This window comes from Ruficoccus amylovorans, assembly GCF_014230085.1.
Taxonomy (GTDB): domain Bacteria; phylum Verrucomicrobiota; class Verrucomicrobiia; order Opitutales; family Cerasicoccaceae; genus Ruficoccus; species Ruficoccus amylovorans.
Window position 1 is genome coordinate 296,156 of sequence record NZ_JACHVB010000035.1, and the last position, 26,076, is coordinate 322,231.

Consider the following 26,076-nt stretch of genomic DNA (forward strand, 5'->3'; position numbering starts at 1 on the left):
GCCTTATGTATCTTCTCGTAGCCTACGATGTTTCCACCTCGACACCCGCTGGTCAGCGTCGCTTGCGCAGAGTGGCGAAAGTCTGCCAGGATTACGGTCAACGCGTGCAGAATTCGGTTTTCGAATGTAAAGTCGAGCCAGCGCACTATGTTGCATTCAAGCAAAGTCTCCTTACTATCATAAATTCCCAAACAGACTCGTTGAGGTTCTATCACTTGGGAAGAAACTGGAAGCATCGTGTCGAGCAGTACGGTAAAAATACTGGCTACGACATCGAAGGGCTTCTTTTGGTCGAGTGATCTATAGCGCATAACGGTGCGCGAACCTGAAGTTCACTGTGTTTTCCCGTGAGGTTCGCGATTGTCGCAAGCGCTTGGCCACGCGTTCTTTGACAGTTGTGTCTATTGATTTTTCATCCTGAGCGAACTAAGTGAACGATAGGTTCGCGTTTTCTTGCCCATAACCCGCTCTATATCCATAACTTGGCTTATGTACGGTCACCCCCCGCGAGGGGGGTGCGGATTGAAACCGTGCGCTTTGTCTGATGGTGTATGGGCTGCATACGTCACCCCCCGCGAGGGGGGTGCGGATTGAAACCAGCACCTCCGAGTTACACTTGCGCGTCGCCAAGTCACCCCCCGCGAGGGGGGTGCGGATTGAAACAGCCGGCTCCAGCGCTGGTTACTCGGGGCGATGCGTCACCCCCCGCGAGGGGGGTGCGGATTGAAACGATCACCATCGTCATGCCCTCCTCAGTTCAGCCGAGTCACCCCCCGCGAGGGGGGTGCGGATTGAAACCACACGCACGGCTCGCAAGCTCAGGGCCGCCGTGTCACCCCCCGCGAGGGGGGTGCGGATTGAAACTCGCTGATCGTGAGCTTCATGCTGTGATCGTTGGCGTCACCCCCCGCGAGGGGGGTGCGGATTGAAACTCGCGCTGGGGGCCTCGGCTGAACTCACCGAGGGGTCACCCCCCGCGAGGGGGGTGCGGATTGAAACTCGTCCCTGGGCACGTGCCGCGGCTGCCGCCCGGTCACCCCCCGCGAGGGGGGTGCGGATTGAAACGACAGGGTGTGTGTACGATTTGCCGCATAAAATGTCACCCCCCGCGAGGGGGGTGCGGATTGAAACTGCTTGACGAAAAGCCGACCGACCTGACCCCCTGTCACCCCCCGCGAGGGGGGTGCGGATTGAAACGCACCAGCAACAAGCAGCACGACGAGATCACCGAGTCACCCCCCGCGAGGGGGGTGCGGATTGAAACCGGCGGCGCTGGAAGCGATCGAGGAGGCGAGGGCGTCACCCCCCGCGAGGGGGGTGCGGATTGAAACAAACGAGCGCGTCACCGAGCGCCCGTCATCCAGCAGTCACCCCCCGCGAGGGGGGTGCGGATTGAAACCGCAGGACATTGGCTACCCCGGTCGCATCACTCGGTCACCCCCCGCGAGGGGGGTGCGGATTGAAACGTTTTCGTAATCCCACATACGGATGGAAAAACCATGTCACCCCCCGCGAGGGGGGTGCGGATTGAAACATCAAAAGCTCGATGCCAACGCCCGTGATCTGGCGTCACCCCCCCGCGAGGGGGGTGCGGATTGAAACTTCTGCGAGTTCATCAGGCGGCCGCTCCACACCGGTCACCCCCCGCGAGGGGGGTGCGGATTGAAACGGGACCAGCCTGTGCCGCCGGTGCGAGGCGGCGCGTCACCCCCCGCGAGGGGGGTGCGGATTGAAACGTTATTCCAATATTTTCTACCAAGATGGAAAGGGTCACCCCCCGCGAGGGGGGTGCGGATTGAAACTCGCGCTCATCGCCCGCTTTGCCGTGGCGCACCTGTCACCCCCCGCGAGGGGGGTGCGGATTGAAACACCAGCGCCTCATGCGGGACGTGTGGCCAGCGCTGTCACCCCCCGCGAGGGGGGTGCGGATTGAAACAAGGTTCCCGCCTCGTGGCGCATCGTCCGCGCAGTCACCCCCCGCGAGGGGGGTGCGGATTGAGCGCGCCGGACATCAGTCTGGACTATGGTCAGGATAACGCCGCCATTTGAAGCTATTGTTGAGGGCAACATCCATCAGAAGGACCCCTAAGTCAGAACTTGTATTGCAGGTCGGTGATGAACAAATTGTATTCTTGGCGGCCAAGATTGACGTTCCAGCTCGTCGTCGGGAGGTGAACGCCGGGATAGTCCGTGGAGCCAAACGTATAGCTGGTCGGATCGATGAAGAGGTACCGGTATTCGAGAAACAGGTAAGTGTTTTTGAATATTTCAGCTTTGATACCGGCTTTCAACTGCCACGCGAAGACGAAGTCGGAGGCGTCCGGGTCCGAATTGAAATGGTTGATGCCGGATTCGGACGGGTTCGCGGAGTCCGATCCGCTGATGGAGACAAAGGCCCCTCCGGCTCCCAGCTCGAAGTAAGGAAAAATCTTGTCGGAGTGCGGAGTCTGAAGGACAAGAACCGCGTTGGGCAGGACGATGCTGGTGGAGATGGGAACCGTCACATACTGCGTGCCCAGAAAGCTGGAGTGAACCGGCATGGTACTGACCGGCGAATGTTCACTGATATAAATCCCTTCAAGTTCAAGGGCGGATTTAAGTAAACGGCCCCATCTGCTGGCGCAGACGCTGCACGAGTCGCTTGCCCACGTCCCAGCCGTCCTTTTTGAGCAGATGCGCGATTTTCGTAACCTCGACCACCTATGCCCGGACCCACCACAGAATACCTCAAAATCAAAAGCGCCGCCTAATAGGGCTTTTTAAGTGACGACTAACTTTGCAAGAGGCCCACTTCGCCTGGACGCGTCAATATTGTGAGCGGCTGCTCATTTGTTTAACTGATTAGCAATGGCAAAGTCGTCCTTTGGGGTGAGTATAGTTTGCTCAATGGCATTGTGTTGTTATTCTCTTATCAAGTGCTATGCCTGCCCCGCGTGTATTGATTTTTGGTGTCATCTTTGCCGGTATTGTCGCGTTCGGTTTCTGGCTCGGGGAGACCGCCGACGATCAGGTGGGCGGTGATCGCATCGTCATCGAATACTGGGAGAAGTGGAGCGGACCGGAGCGCCAGGCAATGGCGGATCTGGTGGACGAGTTCAACGCTTCGCAGGATCGTATTTACGTCAAATTCCTCTCGGTCAGCAACATCACCCGCAAGCTCATGCTGGCGACGGCGGGCGGAAATCCCCCTGATGTCGCCGGTGTCTGGGCGGCGGACTTGCCGGTTTTTTCCACCAATGGGGCGCTCACTCCACTCAACCCATACGCGGAGCGCGCCGGGATCGAGCCCGGAGATTATCTGCCCTCGGTCTGGGGGCAACTGGTCGTTTACGACCGGCTCTGGGGCCTGCCGACGACGCCGAGCGCGAATGCCCTGCACTGGAATAAACGACTGTTTCGCGAGGCGGGTCTGGACCCGGACAAGCCGCCGCGCACCATCGCCGAGCTGGAGGCGTACAACGACCGCCTCACCCGTATTAACGACGAGGGCGACATCCTCGTGCTCGGACACCTGCCGACGGAGCCGGGGTGGTGGAACGCCAACTGGAGCTTCTGGTTCGGGGGCGATGTCTGGAACGGGGAGGATGCGGTGACCGCGACCGGCGAGGCCAACATGGCCGCCCTGAAATGGATCGCCAGCTATCCGGAGCGTTACGGGGTGGGGCCCCTGCTGGGGTTTCGCCAGCTCAGCGGCGTTTTCGCATCGCCGGAGAATCCGTTTTTTCGCGGGCGGGTGGCGATGGCTTTGCAGGGGCCGTGGATGTACAACTTTATCCAGAACTTCGCCCCGGACGACTTCGAGTGGGGGGTGGCGCCTTTCCCTTCGCTGAAGGCGGAAAACTACGGCACGAGCCTGGTTGAGTGCGACTGCCTGGTCATCCCCCGCGGGGCCCGGCATCCCGAGGAAGCCTTTGCCTTTATCGCCTGGTTGCAGGAGCCCGCCCAGATGGAGCGGCTGTGCCTGGCGCAGTTGAAATTCAGCCCGCTGGCACAGGTCAGCGAGGACTTTTACGTCCGCCACCCCAACCCGCACATCCGCGTCTATCGCCATCTGGCGGAAAGCCCGCTGGCGCGCTGGCGTCCGCAGATGCTGACCTTTAACGAGTTCAGCGCGGATATGGGCAGCGCCATCGACGACATCATGCGCGGGGCGGAGAGCCCGGAGCAGGCCGCCGGGGAATTGCAGGAGCGCCAGCAGGGCCTTTTTAAACGCAAGTACGACAACTGGCAAAAAGTGCGCGACGAACGCATGAAGGAGTGGGACCAGCAATGACCCGGCATGAAAAACGTAACCTCCGCGTCGGACTGATTTTCATCAGTCCCTGGCTGGCAGGCTTTATCCTGATGAGCCTGTATCCGCTCATCAGCTCCGGCTATTACTCGCTCACGGACTACTCCGTGCTGTCCAAGCCCGTGTACACCGGGCTGGACAACTACCGCGAGCTGATGCGCGACGAGCTTTTCTGGCAGTCGCTGTGGAACACCTTTTACTTCGCCGCGCTCTCGATCCCGATCAACCTCGTCTCGGCCATCCTGCTGGCCGTGCTCTTGAACTTCGACCTGCCGGGCAAGAAAATCTTCCGTACGGTGTATTTCCTGCCCTCGCTGGTGCCTATGGTCTGCCTCGGGGTGCTGTGGCAGTGGATGCTCAACGGGCAGATGGGGCTGATCAACCAAATGCTGAGCCCGCTATGCGACGCGATCAACGCCGTGCTCGGCACGAGCGTCAACCCGCCCAACTGGCTCGCGGACCCGGCCTACGCCAAGCTCGGCCTGGTCCTGGCCAGCATGTGGGGCGTGGGCAATGCCGTGGTGATCTTCCTGGCCGGCCTGCAGGACGTGCCGCGCGCCCTCTACGAGGCGGCGGAGATCGACGGCTGCGGTTTCTGGCGGAAGACCGTCCACGTGACGCTTCCGATCATCTCGCCGGTTATTTACTTTAACGGCATCATGGGGCTGATCGGTTCGTTCCAGGTGTTCGCCGTACCCTACGTGATGACGAACGGCGGGGAGGGCCCCGGACGCTCGCTGCTTTTCGCCGCCACCTATGTTTTCAATAAGGGGTTCCAGGCCTGGAGCATGGGCTACGCCTGCGCCATCGCGCTGATCCTGTTCGTCATCATCCTGGTGCTGACGTTGCTGGCGAGTTATGTCGCCGAGCGCCATATCTACTACGCTGGAAAATGAGTTCGAAGACCGCGCACATCCTCCAACGCCTCTGCCTGTACGTGCTCCTGCTGGCGGGCGCAGTGGTGTTTATCCTGCCCTTTGTCTGGATGCTCTCCACCTCGCTCAAGCCGCTGAACGAGACCATGACCGTGCCGCCGCGCTGGCTGCCCTCGCACATCCAGTGGGACAACTACCCCCGCGCCATCGAGGAGATGAAGATGTTCTGGCGCTACACGGGCAACACGGTTTACCTGTGCACGATGACGGTCATCGGCACGGTGCTGAGCAGCGCACTGGCGGCCTACGGGTTTTCCCGCATCGAGTGGCGCGGGCGCGACAAGGTCTTTGTTCTGGTGCTGGCGACGATGATGATCCCCTTTCCCGTCGTGATGGTGCCGCTGTACACGCTGTTTCGCGAGCTGGGCTGGATCGGGAGCTTCAAGCCGCTGTGGGTGCCGAGCTTCATGGCCGGGGCCTTCAACGTTTTTCTGCTGCGGCAGTTCTTCCTCACGCTGCCCAAGGAACTTTCCGAGGCGGCTAAGATCGACGGTGCCAGCGAGTGGCAGATATTCTGCCAGGTCATCCTGCCCCTGGCCAAGCCCGCGCTCATTGTGGTCGCACTCTTCCAGTTCATGGCCACGTGGAACGACTTCCTGGGGCCGTTGATCTACCTGACGGACCAGTCGGACTTCACACTCGCGCTCGGCCTGCAGGCCTACCAGAGCCGCGAGGGGGGGACGGACTGGCATTACCTGATGGCGGCCTCGACCCTCGTCGTCATCCCCGTCGTCGTGCTCTTCTTCTTCACCCAGCGCTATTTCGTGGAAGGAATCGCGACCACGGGGGGCAAAGGATGATGAACGCTGCGCTTAGGACGAAATCGTTTGAGTTAACTGTTTACATGTGCTTGCATTGCTGCACGGCCCAAACCCGACTGAAATAGGAAAACCATGAAAGATTGGTCCGGAAATACCCCCCGTCCTGGATTTACCCTGATCGAGCTTTTGGCGGTGATCGCGGTGATCGCGATTCTGGCATCCCTGATCATCACGGTGGGCGGCAACACCCTGAAGCATTCTCGTGCGAGCGAGGCGGCGGTTCAGGTGCGTCAGATTCTGCTGGCCGGGCAGCTCTACGCCAACGAGCATGGCGGACACCTGCCCAAAGTCGCCTCGGACAATGTGGGGCTGGACGAGCCGCGCGACTACTTTTACGTGACCCGTAACGGCGTAGCCGAAACCGAGGGCACCGCCCTGGCCGCCTATATGGGCGGAGCGGAGGCCGCCGCCGCCGGACTGCGTGCGCCCAACGACGCGGGCCTGGCCGAGGTCGGTCAGCCGGGCAGGAATTTCAGCTATACGTTTAACTTCCTCATCAACCAGGGTGAACTGCAAGAGGGGGCGAGTGAGCCCAGCGGCTTTGAAAAGGCCCTCTCCACGATCAACCTGTACTACGTGGACGATCCTGCCGAAAAGGTGATCGTGTACGAAGAGGAGAACCCCAACGACGCTTTCTGTGTCTGGTTCATCGACCGCCCGTCCTCCCGTTTCGACGGCAAGGGCCACGTCGGCTTTGTCGATGGGCACGTCGAGTTACTGCCCGCGGACGAGATCTACGGCAGCGCCGAGCTGGGCGAAATCGTGCCCCCGGACAAGCAGTACTGAGCTGAGGGTCATTGCTGCTTCACGCTCGGTCCAGGCTGCCACTCGCTCTTGATCGTGATGCACTTGGGGAAGCTGGAGAACGCGGTCTCGTTGCGGTGGATTTTCCCGATGAGCATATCGACGGCCGCCTTGCCCGCGTGGTGGTGGTTCTGGCTCATCCCCGCCCAGTCGGCCAGGGCCGGTTCGTGATCGAGGTGGATGAGGCCGACATCCCGCGGTGCGAGGATATTGATTTCCTCCAGCCAGGCGCGGATCTCGGTGTGCAGGGTCAGGATGATGTCGGGGCGGCGTTGTAAAAACCACTTCTGAAAAACTTTCTTGCCCTCGCTCATGTAGTCGAACGGCATCAGCTTGCTCTGCCAGGGCTGGGTCCGCAACTCCACCAGATAGCCGCCCGTGAGGCGGTATTCGAGGATCTCATCGACGTAGGGATGGACGCAGAGCGCCGGTTTGCGATAGCCCAGTCGGTGCGCTTCGATCATCGCCTGGCGGACCGTGTTGTATTGGTCGTTAATGACGGAGGAGAGCGAGGTCCCGTCCGGGCGTTCCCCCAGGATGATGGCGGCGAAACGCTCCCACAGCGGCGCGTATTTCGCCGCGATATCATCGTCGTGGAAGGGGCCGGTCACAATGAGTCCCTTGATCCCGCGGGTTTCCAGCACCTTGGCGAGCCGCTGCGGGCGCATGGGCTCCCTGGCCAGGACGAAGTGGTCCACCGTGTAGCCCAGTTCTGCCGCCCGCTCCATGCTGGCGTGGTTCCAACTCAGGACCGTGTGCTCTTCGGCGTCCTTGCGGTGCTGCGCGGTTTTGATGACTGCGAGCGTGCATTTGTAGTTGGCGCTCTGGCCGGTGCGCACCTGGGCGATCAGTTGAGAGACGATGGGGTTGGGCTTGTAACCTTCTTTTTCCGCGAGTTCCTGCACGCGCTTGCGTACCTGTGCGCTGATGCGGATGTCGTTGCGAAGGGCGAGAGAGATGGTAGCAGGCGAGACGCCCGCCAATTTGGCAAGGCTCCTGATCGTTGGGGGCATAGCTCTTAGTCTGTCCTTGTATATTCGATAATGTCAACGCGAAGTTAACTGTTTAAGGGCTCGTCCTTTGATTAATTCCTCTCAGCGCCTCTTATGGTTATAACGATTTTCCCTCCCTTTCAGACGAACCATAACTCAACCTGCCTGTGGCGACACCCTCAATCATTTACAAGGACCTGCTGTTTCAACCTCACACCGGAGCAAACGGTCTGCCAACGGTCGAAATGGTCGATGAATCCGCCGGCGGCGCGCGTGCGTATGAGCTCCGGACGGATCGGCCCTTGCGGGATGAGTTTCCGCCCGACGGACGCATCCGTATTGCGGAGCCGGAGGCGGGGCCGCGCTGCCGCAGTGGCAGTATGCGCTTTGACGCGCTTTACGCGATGGCGGTCCAAGAGGCGCGGCAAAACGCCGTCTCCCGGGTCAGCGACGCCGACTACGCGCACGGTAAAGCCTTCGAGGCGGATGTTTACCAGACCGGAGAAAAGTGGCACTTCGTGTGGACGCGGGATCTGGCCTACGCGCTTCACCTGGGGCTGGCTCTTTACGACCCCGAGCGGGCCATGCGCTCGCTGCGCTTTAAGGCCTCGGAGCTCAAAGCCTGCGTCGAGGGCGGGTTCCGGCACCAGATCGTGCAGGACACCGGCTCGGGCGGGAGCTACCCGGTCTCGACGGACCGTGTCGTCTGGGCGCTCGGCGCGCACCAGACCCTGTGCTGTCTGGAACCCGCGCAACGTACCGCGTGGCGGGCGGAGATATTTCCCTTTCTGCGTGACACCATCGAGCAGGACCGGCGGCTGATTTTCGACGAGGCCGATGGACTCTATCGCGGGGAACAATCGTTCCTGGACTGGCGGGAGCAGACCTATCCGCAATGGACGGCGGACAACGTGCTCGCCATCGCCATGTCCAAGGCTCTCTCCACCAACGCCGCCTATATTTTCATGCTGGAGACGACCTCGGCTTGCGCGCGCGAGCTGGGGCACCCGGCCGAGCAGGAGCGTTATGCGAGCTGGGCGCGGGAACTGCGGGAGGCGGTCAACCGCGTTTTTTACGACGCGGACGAAGGGCTCTACCGGGCCTACCAACTGACGGAGTCCGGCGAATGCACCCTGCCGGTCAAGCGCTACGACTTGCTCGGCCAATGCCTGGCGATCCTCTTTGATATTGCCGACGAGGAGCGCGCCCGGCGGATGCTGGCCCGCTACCCGGTCGGTCGGTACGGCCCGCCTGTGGTCTGGCCGCAGGAAGCTGACGTCCCCATCTACCACAATCAGGGGATTTGGCCGTTCGTGACGGCCTACTGGCTCAAGGCTGCCCGCAAGGTGAACAACGTTGCGGCGATGGATGCCGGGGTCCGTTCCCTGGTGGAACTGGCCGCGTCCAATCTCTCCAACATGGAAAACTTCGACTTCGTATCCGGGCTCGCCCATGTGAGCGTGGGGGAACGGGTGGGGCCCGTGATCAACTCCCGGCGGCAACTGTGGTCGGTCGCCGGGTACTTGTCTCTCGTCCACGAGGTGGTGTTCGGCTTCCGGGCGACGGAGGAGGGACTTCGCCTGGAGCCCACCGTCACGGCCTGGATGCGGCGCTCGCTCTTTGCCAGGAGCGCTCACATGGAGATCAGGGACTTGCCCTATCAGGGAACGGTCAACGACATTTTGGTTCACCTCCCGCCTGTGGCGGAGTTTAGCTCCGCCGTCGCCCGTTGCGTCCGAGTACTGGTGAACGGTACGGATGTGACCGGGCGGACTCTTTCCGCCTCCGAACTGAGCCCCCGCAATGCGTGGGAGGTCTTCCTCGACGCTTCCCGGGGAGATACGGGAGATACCCCGGACGGGATCGTCCTGACGGTCAACGAGCGGAACGGGATCTACAGCCCGCCGGCCCCGGAATGGGACGATGCCGCTGGCGCGGTCAGGCCGGAAGAAGGCCGGCTACGACTGAGCTTTACCCAACCCTCCGACCCCCGGATCGTTGTCGATATCTTCCGTGACGGGCAGGTGTGCGCGCATGGGATCACGCAGGGAGAGTGGGTGGACCCCGACTCGGGGGCGTATAGGGAAAAAATTTACAGCTACCACCTCGTGAGCCGCCATCTGCACTCGGGCTTTACGTCCCATCCGACACCGGGGCGCAGCACCCGCAGCGCCGGGCAGTCGGTGCGTATTCCCGTTGCGCAAATGTCCTCCGCGGGCGGGCAACGGGACGAACACGGCAGTCTCGAGCGCTGGGGCAGGCCGGACGATGTCATCGACCTGCGGGGGGTGAGGGTGCCCCGCACCGGTCGCTACGCGGTGAGGGTCGAGTTCTCCAACGGCTCCGGCCCGATCAACACCGGTATCACCTGCGCGGTAAAGCGCCTGGAGGTGCTGGCCCAGGAAAGCGGAGCAGTGATCCGCTCGGCCCATGTGATTATGCCGCAATCAGGCAGTTGGGATAAGTACGCTCTGTCCAACTCCCTGCTTGTTGATCTGGACGAGAAGGCGTACTATCGCCTGCGCTTGTTCGAAGATCCCCTCTCCCGGAATATGAGCTACCTTGCCAGCAACGAAAAGTACACGGCGCGGGCTGGTGGCGGCGACTCTTGCTATAACTTTGTCAACCTGGCGGGAGTCCATCTCTCGCTCATCAACGCCAGCCAGGATCAGTGATGATTTCGCCCCTTACCCTGTCCCCCTCCCGCCTGCTGCCCGCGCTCGCTTTTGCCCTGATGCTTCTGGGCGGGAGCGCCGCGTCAGCTACTGCAAAGACATCCCCGCCTGCGGTGCCGATGGACGTAACCTTTGAGCAATCGTTGGAAAGCGATGGCCCGCCGCTGATTGGCACCGCGGGAGTTTTGTTTCGTTTTACGCCCCCGGAGGAGTTGGACGTGAAGCAGGTCCACCTGGCTGGTTCTTTTAACAGTTGGGCCAGTAACGACGACGGCGTGATCCGCGGCTCGCGCTTCGCGATGCGCCGGGCTGATTCCGGCGTCTGGTACAAGTTGATCGACCTGCCGGAGGCACGGTTCGTGTACCAGTACGTGGTGGAAACGACGGACGGAGCCATGATCTGGGTTGCGGACCCGAATGTGGACGAGCGGGACGGGAGTAATTCGGTCGGACAGCTGAGCGGCTTACCCACGCTTCCGGGCGAAGCGCCAGCCGTGTTGCCTGAGAAATCGCCCGTGCTGCAACTGTCGGCGGGCAAGGTCTGGGCCGCCCCCGGCCAGCCGAACGAGATCAACGCCCGTGTGCAAGCGCCAGAGCCTGGAATGACCCTGCACCTGCGCGTCACGACGCCGTGGGGGCGGGAGCTTTACTCGGCCTCCGAGCCGGTCGGGGGAGCGGAGAACGTCCTGCCGGTGCCGGGCTTCCCCGCGATCGGCGGCTACGTGGCCCATGTCGCGCTGACTTCGCCGAGCGGAGAGACGCTTGCCATCGAGCGGATCATCCTGTCGGTGACGGACGAGCCCGAAGACGATCTGCGCTACGGGTTTTTCGCCAGTTATCCCGACGAGCCCGCGGATTATACGGCCAAGGCGGACATGCTGGCGGACCTGTACATTAACGCGGTCGAGTTCTATGACTACTTCCCGGCTCACGGCAACTATGCCCCCCGGCGCGAAGCGTACCCGTTCGAGCCTTTCGGCATCGCCATCAACGGCCTCGATGTGAAGGCGAAAATCGAAGCCTGTCAGCGTAAGGGGATTCTGGCGCTGGCCTACATCGCGGCCTACGCCGCCTCCGAAAGCGTGTACCGGAAAATCCCCGACCCGATGACGGACGCGCAGGGCAGGGCGAAGATCTTTAACGGCGAGATCATGACCGAAAGCCGGGCCGACGCCGAAGGTAAACAAAAATGGTTCTGGCTCATGAACATTTCCGAAGGGTCTCGCTGGCGCTCTTATATCATGCCGGAACTGGAGCGTGCCCTTCGCCCCGGGGACGGAGACATCGCCGCGTTTGACGGCTTTGAGATCGACACCTACGGTGACAACGCTGACGCGCGCTTCTACGCGGACGGCAGCCGCTACGACGGCGAACCGCTTGCGGAGGTGCTTCAGGGCTTCGTCGCCGATGTCACCGAGATGACGCGCCGGACCAAAGAACACGGGCTGGTCTCCTTTAACAGCGTGAATGAGTTCGGGGTGGAGAATATGTACGGGGTGACGGATTTCCTCTTTCTGGAGATCTGGCGCTGGCACGCCCCCATGCTGAGCGATCTGGTCGATATCTGCTTCCATCACCGCGCGGCTCGCAACCAACGCGTCATTCTCAAACTCTACCCCGCCGATATGGACCCGCCCCGCTCGACCTGGCCCACGCTGGCTCTGACGCGTATCCTGGGCGCGACCATGACGGGCGGCGGAAGCCTCATGGTGGTCGGCGAGCCCGACGAGGCAACAGGCAGCATGCACGCGCTGAACTCCCTTTTCTACCCGGACCATCAGCCCCTGAGCGCCGCCAGCGAGGCGATACTCAAGGCCTACTACGCGCATGACGCCATGCTCTACGGCTATACGCACGGGCGTGAGGTGAATAACTGGGACGCCTATGTCCCCGTCGAGGGTTGTGTAACCCGCTCCTTCCTCGCTCCGCGCCGCCGGGCGCTGTGCTTGCAGATGCTGAATCTGGGCAACCAGCCGAAGTGGTCGGAAGTTCCCGGCTCCGTTTCGGTGAAAAAGGACTTTCCTGTGTCGATGGTGCTTCCCGACGGGGTGCGTCCGACCGCTGTTTTCTACGCCAGCCCGGACAGTCCGCAGTATCAGCTCCCGGTCGAACTTCCCTTTGAGCTTCAGAATGGCCAAGTGCTGTTCACCGTCCCTGAACTGGCTGTGTACGGCACTGTCATTGTCCAGTATTGAAAGCATTTAACTGTCAAATCCTGACAAACTGGAGAATCCGCCCACTCTGAACAAAACTAACCCTGTCACCGTTAATCAAGGATGTGTACTTTTCGCATGGACCAGGCACCGAGGGCTATTCGTTGGCAATTCCGAATTGCGCGGCGAACGGTTTATGGGTTTCAGCGCTTCGGCGTGCCTCAGGGGTATGGAGCCCTTTGGGGCCATGCGAGAGAGTACCTGCTTTCTATCTCACGCCTAACCCAACTGTCGAAATATGAATAAACTAACTAATCTTGTCCTCGCTTTGGCGAGCGGTATTGCGCTGCCTTCACTGGCCTTCTCAGCGACTCTCGGCACGGATAATGCGAGTGCCTCCGCCTATGATAGCGGATGGGTGGATGGGACCGATGGTTTCATCACCGGTCCCGGTGCCTATGGTATGTGGTTCCTTAACAGCGACACCTCGGATATCACCCACGAGACGGCCAGCGTCTCCAGTCTCAGCAGTAATGCGCCCCTTCTGGATACCAACGGGGTGTCGTTCCGCATGGCGGGGTCCAATGGATCCGAGGCCACCGCGTTCCGCTTCATTGACCCGGCGGGCCTGAGCGCGGGGCAGAGCTTCTCCATCGACATTGCGGTCAACTTCCGCAACGGCAATAAGGGAATCGACCTGCGCGGGGCCTCAGAGGAAACCATCTTCAACTTCAATGTCGGCGGCGACGACTATGTCGTGAACAGCGCCGCCACCGGTAACGGAAGCATCGGTAACGCCTATAGCGACGACACGCTTTTCCACATCGTATTCACGCAAGACTCCGCCTCGGGCGGTACCTGGTCGATCACCCGCAGCGGCGGTGTGGAAGACTATGCCAGCGGTACCTACGATGGCGTTGCCCGGAGCATCAAGCTGTACGCCGGGGACACCGCCGGTACCGACGCCGACGCGCTGTTTTTCAACAATCTCTCGACAATCCCCGAGCCGGGCCAGATGGCCGTCCTTTTCGGGGCGGTCGCCTATGGGCTTGTTGCTCTGCGCCGCCGTAAGAATGCCTGATTCGGGCGGTTTTGTTGTGCCAGTCAAAGAGCGGTCCGGCAGTGCATGCCGGGCCGCTTTTTTTTGGGATAGAGACGGATGGGGTAGGCCGGTTCGGTCTGATCGTGGCTGACGCAGGGATCAGACGGGTCCTCGTGAGGCGGATAAATGAGATTCGCCGCGGATGAACGCGGATAATAATGATTAAAAACACCATCCGTGTTTCATCCGCGTCTGAGTCATGATCTTGAACCAAATGGGATAGGGATGACAGGACGACTCGAAAGAGCCGAAAGCATTGCCTGTAACGATGGCTTTCGATCTGGCTGTTAATAAGAAAGCCTGCGGCCCGGGCGGCGCGTTACACCCCCAGAGCCACAGGCTCATCTGATAACTGCGAAAGCGGGAGCTACTCCTGGTAGAGCACAGTGACGGCGGTGCCCTCGGCTACGATGCTGCCGGATACCGTGCGACCGTTGCCCTCGGTTGGGTCGGCTTTTTCGATCGCCACGTGCCAGTCTCCCGAGGGGAGGGTGACAGTCGTATTGAGGCCGCAGTTGTAGATCACGAAGATTTCGCTCCAACTGTCGGTGTTGTTGGCGGCGCCGTGGATGTGGTTGACGAGTACGGTGGAGGTCGGGCTGTAGGTGGTGATGTTGTCGGTGATCTCCTGCCAAGTATTCATGCGAAAGCCCGGATGAGCCCGGCGGGTGCTGATGAGGTCCTGATAGTAGGCGAAGATGTCGAGGTTGTCAGCCTTGCGCTGCCAGTCGAACTGGTTGATAGCATCGGGCGACTTGTAGCTGTTGCTGTCGCCTTGCTTGGTGCGCAGGAACTCTTCACCGCCGTGAAGGAAGGGAATTCCCTGCGAGGTCAGGACGATCCCGTTGGCAAAGGTCGAGATGCGCTTTTTGTAGGTCGGGTTACTGATGCCGTTCAAGCTCGCCCAGGCTTCGATTTTGTCCCAGAGGCAGAGGTTGTCGTGCGCGGAGACGTAGTTGATGCATTGCTCCGGGTCGTTGGCGAACATCGAGTCCCAGGTGTTGACCGTGGTGCTGGGGGTATAGGCATAACGGATGCCTCCCCGGCTTCCGACCTGGATTTCCCACATGTTGGCGAGCTGGTTGAAGGCGTATCCGCCGCCACTGCCGTTGTCGTTGTTGCCCTTGATGGCTTCGCGCAGTTTCGGGTTGAAGCAGCCGACATGGGTGTCGGCGATGAGCCCGATCGTACCCAGCCGCACGCGCTCGGCTTCGTCCGGATCGGTGGCGTAGCCGTTCCAGGGCTCGCCGTAGATCAGGAGTTGACGGTCGGGAAAGCGCGTCTCGAGGTAGCTGGCCCAGCCGGCCACTTCCGAGTAGTCGAAGATGCCGATCAGGTCGAAGCGGAATCCATCGACCCCGATCTCACCGGCCCAGTATTCGAGGGAGTCGCGGATCATGCGGCTGACCATTGGGACGCGCGGGTTGATCGAGTTGCCGGTCCCGGCCAGCCCATAGGTTCCGGGCGCGTTGGTGTTGAAGTAATCCAGCGTGATGTCCGAGAACATGTTCTCGCCCTCGGGATGGGAGAACTGCTTGTTCCCGTAGGCGTCCTCGGTCTCGATGACCCAGGTGTGGTTGTAAACCACGTCCATGATGACGCGGAGGCCATGCGCGTGCAGAAGGTCGATCATCTCCTTGAGTTCGCGGATGCGCCCGTGATAGTCGTAGGGATCGACCGCGTAGCGTTCCTCGGGGATGTTGTAGTTTTCCGGGTCGTACCCCCAGTTGTAGCTGTCCGGTTGGTAATCGGGGTCTTTGGCGGAGCAGGTCCCGTAGTCGAAGATGGGCAGAAGCTGCACATGGGTGACCCCCAGGTCGATCAAGTGCTGAAGCCCGGTGCTGACCCCGCCATAGCTGGTGCCGGGCTGGACCATCCCGAGGAACTTTCCGCGCTTGTCCGCATCCACGCCACTGGAACTGTGGATGGTGAAGTCGCGCACATGCACTTCATAGATGACGGCGTCCTCGCGCTCGACCAGGGAGGGCGGCGCGATACGCCCACCGCTTGGAGTGGTTTGGAACGGATCGATCACGATGTTTGTGTCCGTGCCCGGCACAACCATACGGCCATAGGGGTCGCGCACCTGCACATCGTCGACGAGAAAATAGTACTCTTTCAAGACAAGGTCGCCGTAAACCTGGATGGCGTAAACATCGGTGTAGTCGCCATTATCGGGCTGCTTGAGCATCGTGTACACATCCCCGTCGATGGACAGCTTGACATTGGCGGTGTCGGGGGACCAAATGGCAAAAGTGGTCAGCTCGGGTGAATAGGTGTGCCCGAGTTTGATCGGCTCGGCGGCGTCGGTCGATGTGACGGAGTAGGTGAGCGTGTCGTCGTTGAAGGTGATGAAATAGCGGTCGGGGGAGACGTGGATGTCGGCACCGCCGCTTTCGGCGATCCCGTCAGACTGGTTGTCGCCGTAGTACTCGGACCAGTCCCCGAAGCGGTCGAACTTGAACCGGTCGGAGGCCTGCCCGACGAAGTTGACCTCGATCACCCAGGTGTGGTCGCCGACGAAGCTCATGGGCGCGTTGCCCCATCCGTTGAGGGTCCCGCGGAAGTAAACCTGGTCGAAGTTGCGGGCACTCATGTTGGCGAGGCTGTACGCGTGCGTCTGGTCGTTGAGCGTGATCAGGTAGTTGCCTGCCGCCGGGATGGGAATGTCCCCGCCGTTGGACTCGACCGTGCCGTCGAGCGCCGTGTCACCCAGTTTGCCCGACCAATCCTGCGAGTGATCGAAAACGAAGCGGTCGTTGGGGTCGCCGGAGAAGCTCAGCTCGGCTTGCCAGGTGTGATGATTGACCAGGGCCATTGGGCAGCTCAGGTCGAACCCGTTGGCCGTGCCCCGGACATAGACCTCGGTGTAGTTGCGCCGGGTGACGGCGTAGGCGAGGGTCTCGTCGTCGAAGAGGATCCGGTACGAACCCGGCCCCAGCGGCGGGTAGATGTCTCCGCCGCCGGGCTCGGCAATCCCGTTGGCGTCCGTGTCCCCGTAGGCCCCGGAGAAGTCATAGGAGGTGTCGAACTTGAACCGGTCGTCGCCGTTGGCGTCACCGAGACCGTTGAAGGTGGTATCGGTCAGCCACAGGTGATCGTAGATGAGCGTCATGGGCTGTGTGTTCCATCCGTTAGGGGTGCCGCGAAAATGAAGCTGGCTGAAATTGCTGGCCTGGGCGAACGCGGGGCCGCCCGGGAGCAGGGCGAGGATCGTGAGGAGCAGATAACAAGGTCGGGTTTTCATACGGGTGCTTTCCTTGGGGGTGGCTGACGGGCGGCTGAGCCGAATGTCTCCGGCCGACTGTCAGAGGATCGGTGAGATGAGAATCACAGGCCGAACGGTATCCGCGTCCGGCGAAGCTTGTAATATCTTTGAGTGTTGACAGTTGAACAGCGGTCGATGCCCGTGCGCAAACGAGCGAGGGCAGCTACGCGGCGCGGGCAATCTGTGAACTGTTTAACGCGATCGGGCTTTAAGGTTCGGGAGCGGTTGGTAGGGTAGCGCCCTTGCGAGGAGACTGCCTCCTCTTCCCCTGTTGCTGAAAACCTCTGACTCTTCTCGCGGGCGTTATGCCTCTGCCCGCGTTACCGGTCAGGATTTATTCCCTAACGTGACTGCCTTCGTCCGGTGTTGTTTTGCTGAGCAACGCCGGCTTCGAGGACGGCCCCAACGACTCCTCACAAGCGTTCGTTTAACCCTGTCTTATCATGATGAAAAAATATAAAAATGCCGCGGGCTTGACGGGCCTCGGCGTGCAAAAAATAGCGTTGTTCGTCGCGCTCCTGTTTTTCGGATGGAGCACGGCTTTGTTTGGCCAGACGGTCACGGTCGGTTCCGTGACATCGGCGACCACGGCGACGGAATCGGGAAAACAGAAGGCGGTCTTTGCCCTGAGCACGGGCGGGGTCTGCGAAGTCATTCCCTACGCCCCGGACCTGATCCGGGTGAAGTTTGACTGGGGCGGCATCGAGTCCCACGAGGATGTCGCGATCGCCAAGCCGCTGGACCAGTGGCCCGCGTTTAGCGCCACCTTTACGGACGGCGCCGTTTATACGATCGAGACCGACGAGTTGATTGTCCATGTGACGAAGAGCCCGAGCCTGAAAATCGACTTCATCGACAAGACGCAGAGCGGGCAATACCTGCTGCGCGACAAGCGCATGGAGTACGACACCGGTTACGATCCCTACAATGACACGTCCTTCCAGTTGCTGAAGAACAGCAACAACATCGCCGCCTGGTACCGCGTGCGCGTGGTGAAGGAAAGCCCGACCAACGAGTCTTACTTCGGCCTGGGCGAAGTCCCCTTCCAGCTCAACCGCCGCGGGCAAGTGGTGCAGGGGTGGAACTCAGACGCCTTTTATTGGAACCAGGATAAAAACCCGATGTACATGACGATGCCGTTCATGTACGGCGTGCAGGCAGCCACCTCCACGCAGCCCGGTTTCACCTATGGTGTTTTCTGGAATAACCCGGCCCGTCCCAATTTTATGTTTCAGAAGGAGCGCCCCTATGGCGGTGCCCAGCGCGACCAGTTGACCACGGTCAGCGACCAGTTTTCCTTTGAGGCGACCGAGGGGTACATTGACTACTTCTTCTTCGGCGGCGGCGACGATCATACGCCCGCGCAGGTGCTTTCCCGTTACTCCGAGCTGACGGGCCTGCCGGCGCTCCCGCCCCGCTGGGCGATGGGGCACCATCTCTCCCGCTGGACCTACACGGAAGACCAGATGCGCAACGTGGTCGCGACCGCGCGCGCGCAAGGTTATCCGCTCGATGCTATCTACTTTGATATCGACTACATGGACAGCGACCCGCACATCGTCCCGCCCGGCGGCACTTTTGACGACAATGAGTACCGCGGCAACAACGACATGCGGCAGCTGACCTTTCAGGACGACCCCAATAACGCGAATTACTGGTTTAAAGATGGAGTGGGCCTGATTAACGATCTGCACACCAATAATATCAAGGCGGTCCCCCTCATCGAAGCTTGGCTAGCATCAGCTGATCCGCTCTGGTCCGAGGCCAACAACGCCTCGCACTTGATCAAGGATAACAACGGAAATTCAGCTATTGCCTGGGTCTTCTTTGGCGATGTGTCCTTTATCGATTTTACCAATTCAAGCACACAGAGTTGGTGGAAAACAAAACAGAAAAACTACCTCAATACCTACGCCTTTGACGGTATCTGGAACGACCTTAACGAGCAGGCGGACGAACGAGACACCGTCGCGCAGTCGCAGCCCATCCCGCTCAATGGCCTCTACTCGGCGGACGGGCGCTATGGGTCGAGTACCAGCGACTATCGCCGCCAGCAGATCTACCTGAAGAACACCTATAACGTGTATCAGGCGAGCAATACCTACGCGACCCTGGCGGAGCAGTACCCGAACCGCCGCCCGTTTGTGCTCTCCCGGGCTGGCTGGCCCGGCATCCAGCGCTACGCCTTCAACTGGAGCGGTGACAATGTCAACGAAAGCGCAGGATCGGGCTATGGGCAGGTGCCGAGTCTGCGCGTGGGCCTGAGCACGATGATCTCCGGGCAGGTGTATTTCGGGCATGACCTTGGGGGCTTCCTCGGGGATGTCTCCAGCGCATCGATGGCCCGCTGGGCCCAGTGGTGCAGCCTGATGCCGTTCTTCCGCAATCACTCCGGCAAATGGGACCAGATGCGCGAACCCTGGCTCTACGCCAATGCGGCTCAGATCAAGAGCGCGATCGAGATGCGCTACGCCCTGATGCCGTACCTGTATTCGCTCGCCTACCGCGCCTCGCAGACGGGCCTCCCGCTTAACAACCCGATGTTCTTCTCCTTCCCGGATGATCCGCAGACGCACCAGGCCAGCAGCGACACCGACTTCATGGTCGGCCCCTTCCTCATGGCCTCGCCCGTCTATCAGACCGGGGCCACTCAGCGCAGTTCCTATCTGCCCAGCGGTACCGACTGGTATTACTGGTACGGGGACGGCTTCCACGGCGGTGGCACGACCGTGACGAAATCGACGCCGATCGACGTCATGCCGATGTACGTCACCGAGGGCGCCATCATCCCGATGGGCCCGGTCATGGAATACGCGAACGAATACCAGGCCGAGCAACTGATTATCCATGCCTGGCCGGGGGATGAGACGACGACGTTCACCCTCTATGAAGACGACGGGGAGAGCTTCGACTATGAGTCCGGAGAGTATGCCATCACGCCGCTGACCAACACTACGAGCGCCGGAGTCTGGACCTTCACCATCGGGGCCAAGCAGGGCACGTACGATCATGGGCACACCTCCTATATGGTTGCCCGGCACGCTATCGACGCGCCGACCACGGTGCAACTGGGTGGCGCACCCGCCGATCCGTACCCCAGTCTGACCGCGCTCGAAGCCGAGGACACGGGCTACTACTACGACAGCGCGGACCGGATCCTCTACGTCAAAACGGACGAGACCGAACAGGCAGTGACGATCACCGCTACGGACAGCTCGGCCAACCAGATTACGATCTACTACATCACGGACTTTGCCGAGCGCATCCACTATGACGCGGGCATCGACGGGAGCTGGACGGCGTTCCCGGGCGAGTTGCTGTACAGTAGCGTTTATCCCGGGGTCAAGGCTGTGACCATCCCCGCCACGAGCGTGGAGTTCGCCTTTACGGACGACGGCACGAACTGGGAAAACAACGGAGGAAGCAACTACACCATCAGTTCCTCTGGTACCTATACGATTGATCCGGTTTCCGGGACGATCATGAGCGGCGAGCCCAAGAGCTTCACGATTTACTATTTGCCACCCGCTGGTTGGACATCCGTGAAGATGCACTACCAGGCCAACGGCGGAGACTGGACGGCGTTCCCCGGCGTGACCATGACGACCAGTTCGCTGGACCCGGAATACGTCGAGTTGAGCGTGTATGCCAACGAGCTGACGCAGGTGGCGTTCACCGATAACGGCACGAACTGGGAGAACAATTCCGGCTCAAACTATGCGCTCACGCTGCCAGGGACGTACACCCTCGACTCCACGGACAACTCTGTCGTCAGCGGGACACCGGGTGGCATCCGCCTCTATTATGAAACGAGCTGGAGCACCCCGTACATCCATTACAACGCAGATGGGGCCGGCTGGACGACGACTCCCGGCGTGCAGATGCAGTCCACCGCGCTGTCGAACTTCAAGTACATCGAGATCAACGCCCAGAGCCTCGAGTGCGCGTTCAATGACGGCAACGGCACTTGGGACAGCAACAACGGGAGTAACTACACCATCACCCAGCCCGGTCTCTACACGGTGGGCTTCGGGGGCAACCTGCTGCCCGACTACAATCCGATCCGGATCGAGATCTACTATGACTCGGACTTCACGCCCCAGACGCATATCCACTACAATGTGGACAACAAGGGCTGGACGACGCTCCCCGGCGAGCTGATGGTCGAGGACGCGAACTTCCCCGGTTACGCGTACCTCGCGATAGAAGGCACCTCGGTCGAGTTCGCCTTCACGGACGACGGCACAAACTGGGAGAACAACGCGGGCAGCAACTACACGATCAGTGCTCCGGGCAAATACTCCATCGACGCGGCCACCCACAGCGTCAGTTCCGGCTATCCGGCGGTGACGATCTACTACGCGACGACCTGGAGCCAGGCAAACATCCACTACAACGCCGACAGCGCCGGATGGACGGCCCTGCCGGGTGCCACCATGGCGAACAGCTCCGTGCCGGGCTACAAGGTCATCACTCTCGACGCGACCGCGGTGGAGTTTGTCTTCAACAACGGAAGCGGCACCTGGGACAATGGTAGTGGCTCGAACTACACCGTCAGCGCCAAGGGTATCTATACCGTGGATAACGGTGTCCTGACGCTGGGAGCGCCCTGAGTCAGGTAGCCCTGTACCCCGCTTAAACACAACGCGTAACGGTTAAACCCGTTACGCGTTTTTTTTGTGGCCGGATTGTGCATGATAGGAGGACAGATCGCCGTCGGCCCCATCGGCGGTGGCATGATCCCCAACCCCGGCGAGCGATTATTTTTATGGCTAAGGTAAACCTAACGAATCTGGTCAAGGAGTACCGCGATGGCAAACGCACGGTCTTCCGGGCGGTCAAGGGCATCGATCTGGAGATCCGTGACCGCGAATTTATGGTCCTGGTGGGCCCTTCGGGCTGCGGGAAGTCAACCTCGTTGCGGATGATCGCGGGCCTGGAGGATATTACCGCCGGCAGCATCAGCATTGCCGAGCGGGTGGTGAACGACGTGCTGCCGAAGAACCGCGATATCGCCATGGTTTTCCAGAACTACGCGCTCTATCCCCATATGAGCGTTTACGACAATATGGCCTTCGGCTTGAAGTTGATGAAGTATTCCAAGGCCGAGATCGACGAACGGGTCCGTTATGCCGCGGGAATCCTGGGGCTGGAGAGCTTGCTGGAGCGCAAGCCCAAGCAGCTCTCCGGCGGGCAGCGCCAGCGTGTCGCCGTGGGGCGGGCCATCGTCCGCAAGCCCAAGGTCTTTCTCTTTGACGAGCCGCTCTCGAATCTGGACGCGAAGATGCGCGTGCAGATGCGCACGGAAATCTCGAAACTCCACACCCGGCTGAACACGACGATGATTTATGTGACGCATGACCAGGTCGAAGCCATGACGATGGGCGACCGAATCTGTGTCATGAAAGACGGGCACATCATGCAGGTGGCCGAACCGCTCGAGCTGTACAACCGTCCGGCCAATATGTTCGTCGGCGGATTCATCGGGAGTCCGCCCATGAATTTTTTCCGGGGAGCGGTCCATCAGCACGCTGGCGCTTTGTTTTTCACCGAGCGCAACGATAGCGAGAACGCATTCACCGTCGGCCTGGACGCGCGTTTCCGCGAGCAGGTCGGGCAGGGGATCGGGGGTGAGTTTGTGCTCGGCCTCCGGCCCGAGGACCTGCGCCTGGCCGGGGTGGATGAGGAGTCTGCTATCAGGGCCAGGGTGGAAGTGTCCGAGCCGATGGGCGCGGAGACGTATTTGCATTTGGATACTGGTGGGCACGCGTTTGTCGCGCGGGTCGGTTGTTCGCAGCGTTTCCAGAGCGGCGAAATCGTTGGCCTGGTGCCCGATATGGGCAAGGCGCACCTCTTCGACCCGATGACTGAGGCCAACCTCGCCACACGAAACGCGAGAAACTAAGGTCTGTTGAGGTCGACGTGCGCGTAACGCCTTAAGCTGGTAGTGCGATGGCCTCGGGCAGAATGGTGCTGTTTTCGGGGTGCCTGGGATGAGCGCTTATGATCGTGATTCAACTGTAAAACTCGCACGGACTTATCCGCGGGCTCCGTTTTGTTAAGGTCTGCGGTGTCCGAGAACACGGTTCTCTCCTGCCCTTACCCCACCGAAAGGATATTCCCATGAAACGCTTTGTCCCCCACGCTTGTCAGCTTCTGCCGGTTGTTTTCGTCATGTTGACGTTGGGCAGCCTTGTCTCGCACGCCGAATGGTATTTTCGGGGAACCCCGAACGGTTGGGACGCCGCGCCGATGACCCCGGTGGATACCACCACTTACGAGATCGTTCAGAGCTTTGACGGTGAGGACACCAACGCGCGTTTCAAGATCGACCGCAGCGGCGACTGGGCCGAGAGCTATCCGGCGGCGGACCGCGTGGTCGATGACCACAAGACCTACCGGATCACGTTTGACACGGTGTCCAAGTCCATCACGACCGAGGAAATTCTGCCGCAGGACACCTGGTACTTTCGCGGGACGCCCAATGCCTGGAATACGGCGGCCATGACCTATCTCGGCGCGAATCTGTACGAGTACATCGCCACCTTCGATGGCGAGGAGAGCCCGGCGCGCTTCCTTATCGACCGTTACGGAGACTTTTCCGAGCGCTATCCCGCGCAGGACTATCCGGTGGACGATTATAAAACCTACCGCATCCTTTTCAACCAAGCGACCAAGGCGATCACGACGGAAGAGATCTGGTTGCCCGACACGTGGTATTTCCGTGGGACACCCAACGCTTGGAACATGGCCGAGATGACGCGCCTGTCCGCCAATACCTACGAGTATATCGCCACCTTTGACGGCGAGGAGAGTCCGGCCCGGTTCCTCATCGACCACACGGGCGACTTTTCCGAGCGTTATCCCGCGCAGACGGATGTCAGCGTGACCGACCAGCGCATTTACCGCATCACCTTCAACAGCGACACGAAGGCGATCACGACGGAGGAACTGGGGGTGATCGAGCCCTGGTATTTCCGGGGGACATCGAACAACTGGAACACGGCACAGATGACGCATCTCGGACAGGGATATTACGAGTACATTGCCACCTTCGACGGCGAGGAGAGCCCGGCCCGGTTTCTGATTGATCGTTACGGTGACTTCTCTGAGCGATACCCGGTGCAGGACTATCCCGTTCAGGATCACAAGACCTACCGCATTCTCTTCGATATCCTGACCAAGACGATCACCGTGAGCGAACTCGGCGTGAGCGGCGGGGATTTCCGGGAGGAGACGATCTATTTCGTGATGACGACGCGTTTCTACGACGGCGACCCCTCCAACAACATGAAGTGCTGGGACGGCGGCCTGAACCCCAGTACGGATCCGGCCTGGCGGGGAGATTTCAAGGGGCTGATCGAAAAGCTCGACTACATCAAGGCGCTCGGTTTCTCGGCCATCTGGATCACCCCGGTGGTGAAAAATGCCAGCGGCTATGATTACCACGGCTATCATGCCATCGACCACAGCAAGGTGGATTTCCGCTACGAATCCGCGGGCGTGAGCTACCAGACCCTGATCGATGAAGTGCATGCACGGGGGATGAAGCTCATTCAGGACATCGTACTCAACCACAGTTGCAACTACGGCGAGGAAAACCTCTACCCACTCTTCCAGCGCTCGGAGACGATCAACTTCAATGAAACCGCGAACAGCGCCGTCACCATTGATGACCCGATGGGAGTGCTGCCTTTGAATTACGCGAGCCTGGCTCCAAACAACCAGTACGGGGCCCGTATCGACGCGATGAAGGAGGACGCCAATGACGTGAACTTTATCTACCACCACGAGAAGTCGCTTCAGTGGGAGGGCTACACGGTGCAGACCGGACAGATCGCCGGTGACACTGTTGATCTTAATACGGAAAATCCCGTGACGGCGCAGTACCTGATCGACGCGTATAACCAGTACATCGACATGGGCGTGGATGCGTTCCGCATCGACACGGTGAAGCATATCTCACGCTTGACGTTCAACAACACGTTTGTCCCGGCCTTCAAACAGCGCGGGGGCGAGGACTTTTTCATGTTCGGCGAGATCGCGAGCCGTTACCGCCAGGTCTGGAACAGTAACATCCCTGCCATCTCCACACCGTTCTACACCTGGGCCGAGACGGTGTCCTACCCGTGGGGGACGCGCACGCTCAATGAAGCCTCCGTTTACCAGCACTGGCAGGACAACTCGACGGTGGACAATGAGCCCATGAGCAATAATCACCGGCTCATCGGCAACGACTACCACGCCCCGGACTATTCGCTGAACTCGGGGATGGCGGTGATCGACTTTCCCATGCACTGGAACTTCCAGTACGCAGCCGATGCATTCGGCGTAGCGGTGGGCGGGGACCTGTGGTACAACGACGCCACGTTCAACGTGACCTACGTTGACTCGCACGATTACGCCCCGGACGGCGCGCCGGAGAATCAGCGCTTCGCGCAGCCTCAGGACAGTTGGGCGGAAAACCTGAGTCTGATGTTCACGTTCCGCGGCATCCCGTGCATTTACTACGGCAGTGAGATCGAGTTCCAGAAAGGCATGCCGATAGATGTCGGGCCGAATCAGCCGCTCTCGCAGACTGGACGGGCTTACTACGGAGATCATCTGCAGGGCAGCGTGTCCGTGAGTGATTTCGGCCAGTACAGTAACACCAGCGGGGAAATGGCCGTCACGCTCAGTCATCCGCTGGCTCAGCATATCCGCCGCCTGAACCTGATTCGTCGGGCCGTGCCAGCCTTGCAAAAGGGGCAGTACTCGACCGACGGCATCAGCGGGGGAATCGCTTTTAAGCGCAGGTACACGGATGCCGAGACGGATAGCTTTGTTTTGGTGGCGATCAGCGGCGGAGCGACCTTTAGCGGCATCCCCAACGGAACTTATGTGGACGCCATTACCGGGGGTGTGCAGAATGTCGTAGCGGGTAGCTTGTCGGCCTCTGTCAGTGGCAAGGGCAATATGAAAGTGTATGTGCTCAATGGGCCCGGAAAGATCGGCGAAGACGGGACTTACCTCAAGCCTTAGGCTGTTGCTGATTG

14 protein-coding genes and 1 CRISPR repeat array are annotated in these 26,076 nt (G+C 60.4%); of the genes, 11 read left to right on the plus strand and 3 right to left on the minus strand.

The genetic code is table 11. The annotated features are described in order from the left end of the window. Positions 1-5 precede the first annotated feature (5 nt). Positions 6-299: a CRISPR-associated endonuclease Cas2 gene (gene cas2, locus H5P28_RS12930; RefSeq protein WP_185676367.1), complete on the plus strand. Its 294-nt coding sequence runs from the start codon at positions 6-8 to the stop codon at positions 297-299. Between the two features lie 197 nt (positions 300-496). Continuing rightward, a CRISPR array of direct repeats spans positions 497-2,002; the repeat unit is 33 nt; unit sequence GTCACCCCCCGCGAGGGGGGTGCGGATTGAAAC. 88 nt (positions 2,003-2,090) lie between these two features. Here the strand turns inward: cas2 and H5P28_RS12935 are convergent. Then, a complete protein-coding gene (locus H5P28_RS12935; protein ID WP_185676128.1) occupies positions 2,091-2,540 on the minus strand; it encodes an outer membrane protein in 450 nt (149 codons plus the stop codon). Between the two features lie 380 nt (positions 2,541-2,920). Here H5P28_RS12935 and H5P28_RS12940 point away from each other — a divergent pair, with 380 nt between their 5' ends. The 4 genes from H5P28_RS12940 to H5P28_RS12955 all read left to right on the plus strand — a co-directional run bounded on the left by H5P28_RS12940 (position 2,921) and on the right by H5P28_RS12955 (position 6,833). Next, positions 2,921-4,273 carry an ABC transporter substrate-binding protein gene (locus H5P28_RS12940; protein ID WP_185676129.1) on the plus strand — a complete coding sequence of 451 codons (1,353 nt, stop codon included), beginning with the start codon at positions 2,921-2,923 and terminating at the stop codon, positions 4,271-4,273. Further along, positions 4,270-5,187, plus strand: a complete 918-nt coding sequence (locus H5P28_RS12945; RefSeq protein WP_185676130.1) for a carbohydrate ABC transporter permease — start codon at positions 4,270-4,272, stop codon at positions 5,185-5,187. Before H5P28_RS12940 ends, H5P28_RS12945 begins: the two co-directional genes overlap by 4 nt. Then, positions 5,184-6,026 (plus strand): carbohydrate ABC transporter permease, encoded by an 843-nt coding sequence (locus H5P28_RS12950; protein ID WP_185676131.1) that lies wholly within the window; start codon positions 5,184-5,186, stop codon positions 6,024-6,026. The genes H5P28_RS12945 and H5P28_RS12950 overlap by 4 nt, the downstream gene beginning before the upstream one ends. Positions 6,027-6,119: 93 nt before the next feature. After that, on the plus strand, positions 6,120-6,833 hold the full coding sequence (locus tag H5P28_RS12955) for a type II secretion system protein (RefSeq protein WP_185676132.1): 714 nt from the start codon (positions 6,120-6,122) through the stop codon (positions 6,831-6,833). Between the two features lie 8 nt (positions 6,834-6,841). Here the strand turns inward: H5P28_RS12955 and H5P28_RS12960 are convergent, their stop codons facing one another. Then, a complete protein-coding gene (locus tag H5P28_RS12960) occupies positions 6,842-7,864 on the minus strand; it encodes a LacI family DNA-binding transcriptional regulator (protein WP_185676133.1) in 1,023 nt (340 codons plus the stop codon). A 146-nt stretch (positions 7,865-8,010) separates the two neighbouring features. Between H5P28_RS12960 and H5P28_RS12965 the strand changes: the two genes are divergently transcribed. The 3 genes from H5P28_RS12965 (at position 8,011) to H5P28_RS12975 (ending at position 13,752) form a co-directional block, all read left to right on the plus strand. Then, positions 8,011-10,518 (plus strand): MGH1-like glycoside hydrolase domain-containing protein, encoded by a 2,508-nt coding sequence (locus tag H5P28_RS12965; protein WP_185676134.1) that lies wholly within the window; start codon positions 8,011-8,013, stop codon positions 10,516-10,518. Beyond that, complete coding sequence (locus H5P28_RS12970; RefSeq protein ID WP_185676135.1) at positions 10,518-12,713, plus strand: glycoside hydrolase family 66 protein; 2,196 nt, start codon at positions 10,518-10,520, stop codon at positions 12,711-12,713. Before H5P28_RS12965 ends, H5P28_RS12970 begins: the two co-directional genes overlap by 1 nt. 256 nt (positions 12,714-12,969) lie before the next feature. Continuing rightward, positions 12,970-13,752, plus strand: a complete 783-nt coding sequence (locus tag H5P28_RS12975; RefSeq protein WP_185676136.1) for a hypothetical protein — start codon at positions 12,970-12,972, stop codon at positions 13,750-13,752. A 388-nt stretch (positions 13,753-14,140) separates the two neighbouring features. Here H5P28_RS12975 and H5P28_RS12980 read toward each other — a convergent pair whose 3' ends face one another. Next, positions 14,141-17,020, minus strand: a complete 2,880-nt coding sequence (locus H5P28_RS12980) for an alpha-amylase family glycosyl hydrolase (RefSeq protein ID WP_185676137.1) — start codon at positions 17,018-17,020, stop codon at positions 14,141-14,143. Between the two features lie 464 nt (positions 17,021-17,484). On the opposite strand from H5P28_RS12980, the gene H5P28_RS12985 reads away from it, so the two are divergent. From H5P28_RS12985 to H5P28_RS12995, 3 genes are all read left to right on the plus strand, one after another. Beyond that, entirely contained in the window at positions 17,485-21,654 is a 4,170-nt protein-coding gene (locus H5P28_RS12985) for a TIM-barrel domain-containing protein (protein WP_185676138.1), read from the plus strand. A 155-nt stretch (positions 21,655-21,809) separates the two neighbouring features. Then, positions 21,810-22,946 (plus strand): ABC transporter ATP-binding protein, encoded by a 1,137-nt coding sequence (locus H5P28_RS12990; protein WP_185676139.1) that lies wholly within the window; start codon positions 21,810-21,812, stop codon positions 22,944-22,946. 218 nt (positions 22,947-23,164) lie between these two features. Further along, entirely contained in the window at positions 23,165-26,062 is a 2,898-nt protein-coding gene (locus H5P28_RS12995) for an alpha-amylase family glycosyl hydrolase (protein WP_221773420.1), read from the plus strand. Positions 26,063-26,076 lie beyond the last annotated feature (14 nt).

What these genes read in the sequence shown, in the direction of transcription:
- H5P28_RS12995 (WP_221773420.1), top strand. Translation starts at nt 23,165, where the DNA reads ATGAAACGCTTTGTCCCCCACGCTTGTCAGCTTCTGCCGGTTGTTTTC.
- H5P28_RS12990 (WP_185676139.1), top strand. Translation starts at nt 21,810, where the DNA reads ATGGCTAAGGTAAACCTAACGAATCTGGTCAAGGAGTACCGCGATGGC.
- H5P28_RS12935 (WP_185676128.1), bottom strand. Translation starts at nt 2,540, where the DNA reads ATGCCGGTTCACTCCAGCTTTCTGGGCACGCAGTATGTGACGGTTCCC.
- H5P28_RS12940 (WP_185676129.1), top strand. Translation starts at nt 2,921, where the DNA reads ATGCCTGCCCCGCGTGTATTGATTTTTGGTGTCATCTTTGCCGGTATT.
- cas2 (WP_185676367.1), top strand. Translation starts at nt 6, where the DNA reads ATGTATCTTCTCGTAGCCTACGATGTTTCCACCTCGACACCCGCTGGT.
- H5P28_RS12980 (WP_185676137.1), bottom strand. Translation starts at nt 17,020, where the DNA reads ATGAAAACCCGACCTTGTTATCTGCTCCTCACGATCCTCGCCCTGCTC.
- H5P28_RS12955 (WP_185676132.1), top strand. Translation starts at nt 6,120, where the DNA reads ATGAAAGATTGGTCCGGAAATACCCCCCGTCCTGGATTTACCCTGATC.
- H5P28_RS12985 (WP_185676138.1), top strand. Translation starts at nt 17,485, where the DNA reads ATGATGAAAAAATATAAAAATGCCGCGGGCTTGACGGGCCTCGGCGTG.
- H5P28_RS12975 (WP_185676136.1), top strand. Translation starts at nt 12,970, where the DNA reads ATGAATAAACTAACTAATCTTGTCCTCGCTTTGGCGAGCGGTATTGCG.
- H5P28_RS12950 (WP_185676131.1), top strand. Translation starts at nt 5,184, where the DNA reads ATGAGTTCGAAGACCGCGCACATCCTCCAACGCCTCTGCCTGTACGTG.
- H5P28_RS12945 (WP_185676130.1), top strand. Translation starts at nt 4,270, where the DNA reads ATGACCCGGCATGAAAAACGTAACCTCCGCGTCGGACTGATTTTCATC.
- H5P28_RS12970 (WP_185676135.1), top strand. Translation starts at nt 10,518, where the DNA reads ATGATTTCGCCCCTTACCCTGTCCCCCTCCCGCCTGCTGCCCGCGCTC.
- H5P28_RS12960 (WP_185676133.1), bottom strand. Translation starts at nt 7,864, where the DNA reads ATGCCCCCAACGATCAGGAGCCTTGCCAAATTGGCGGGCGTCTCGCCT.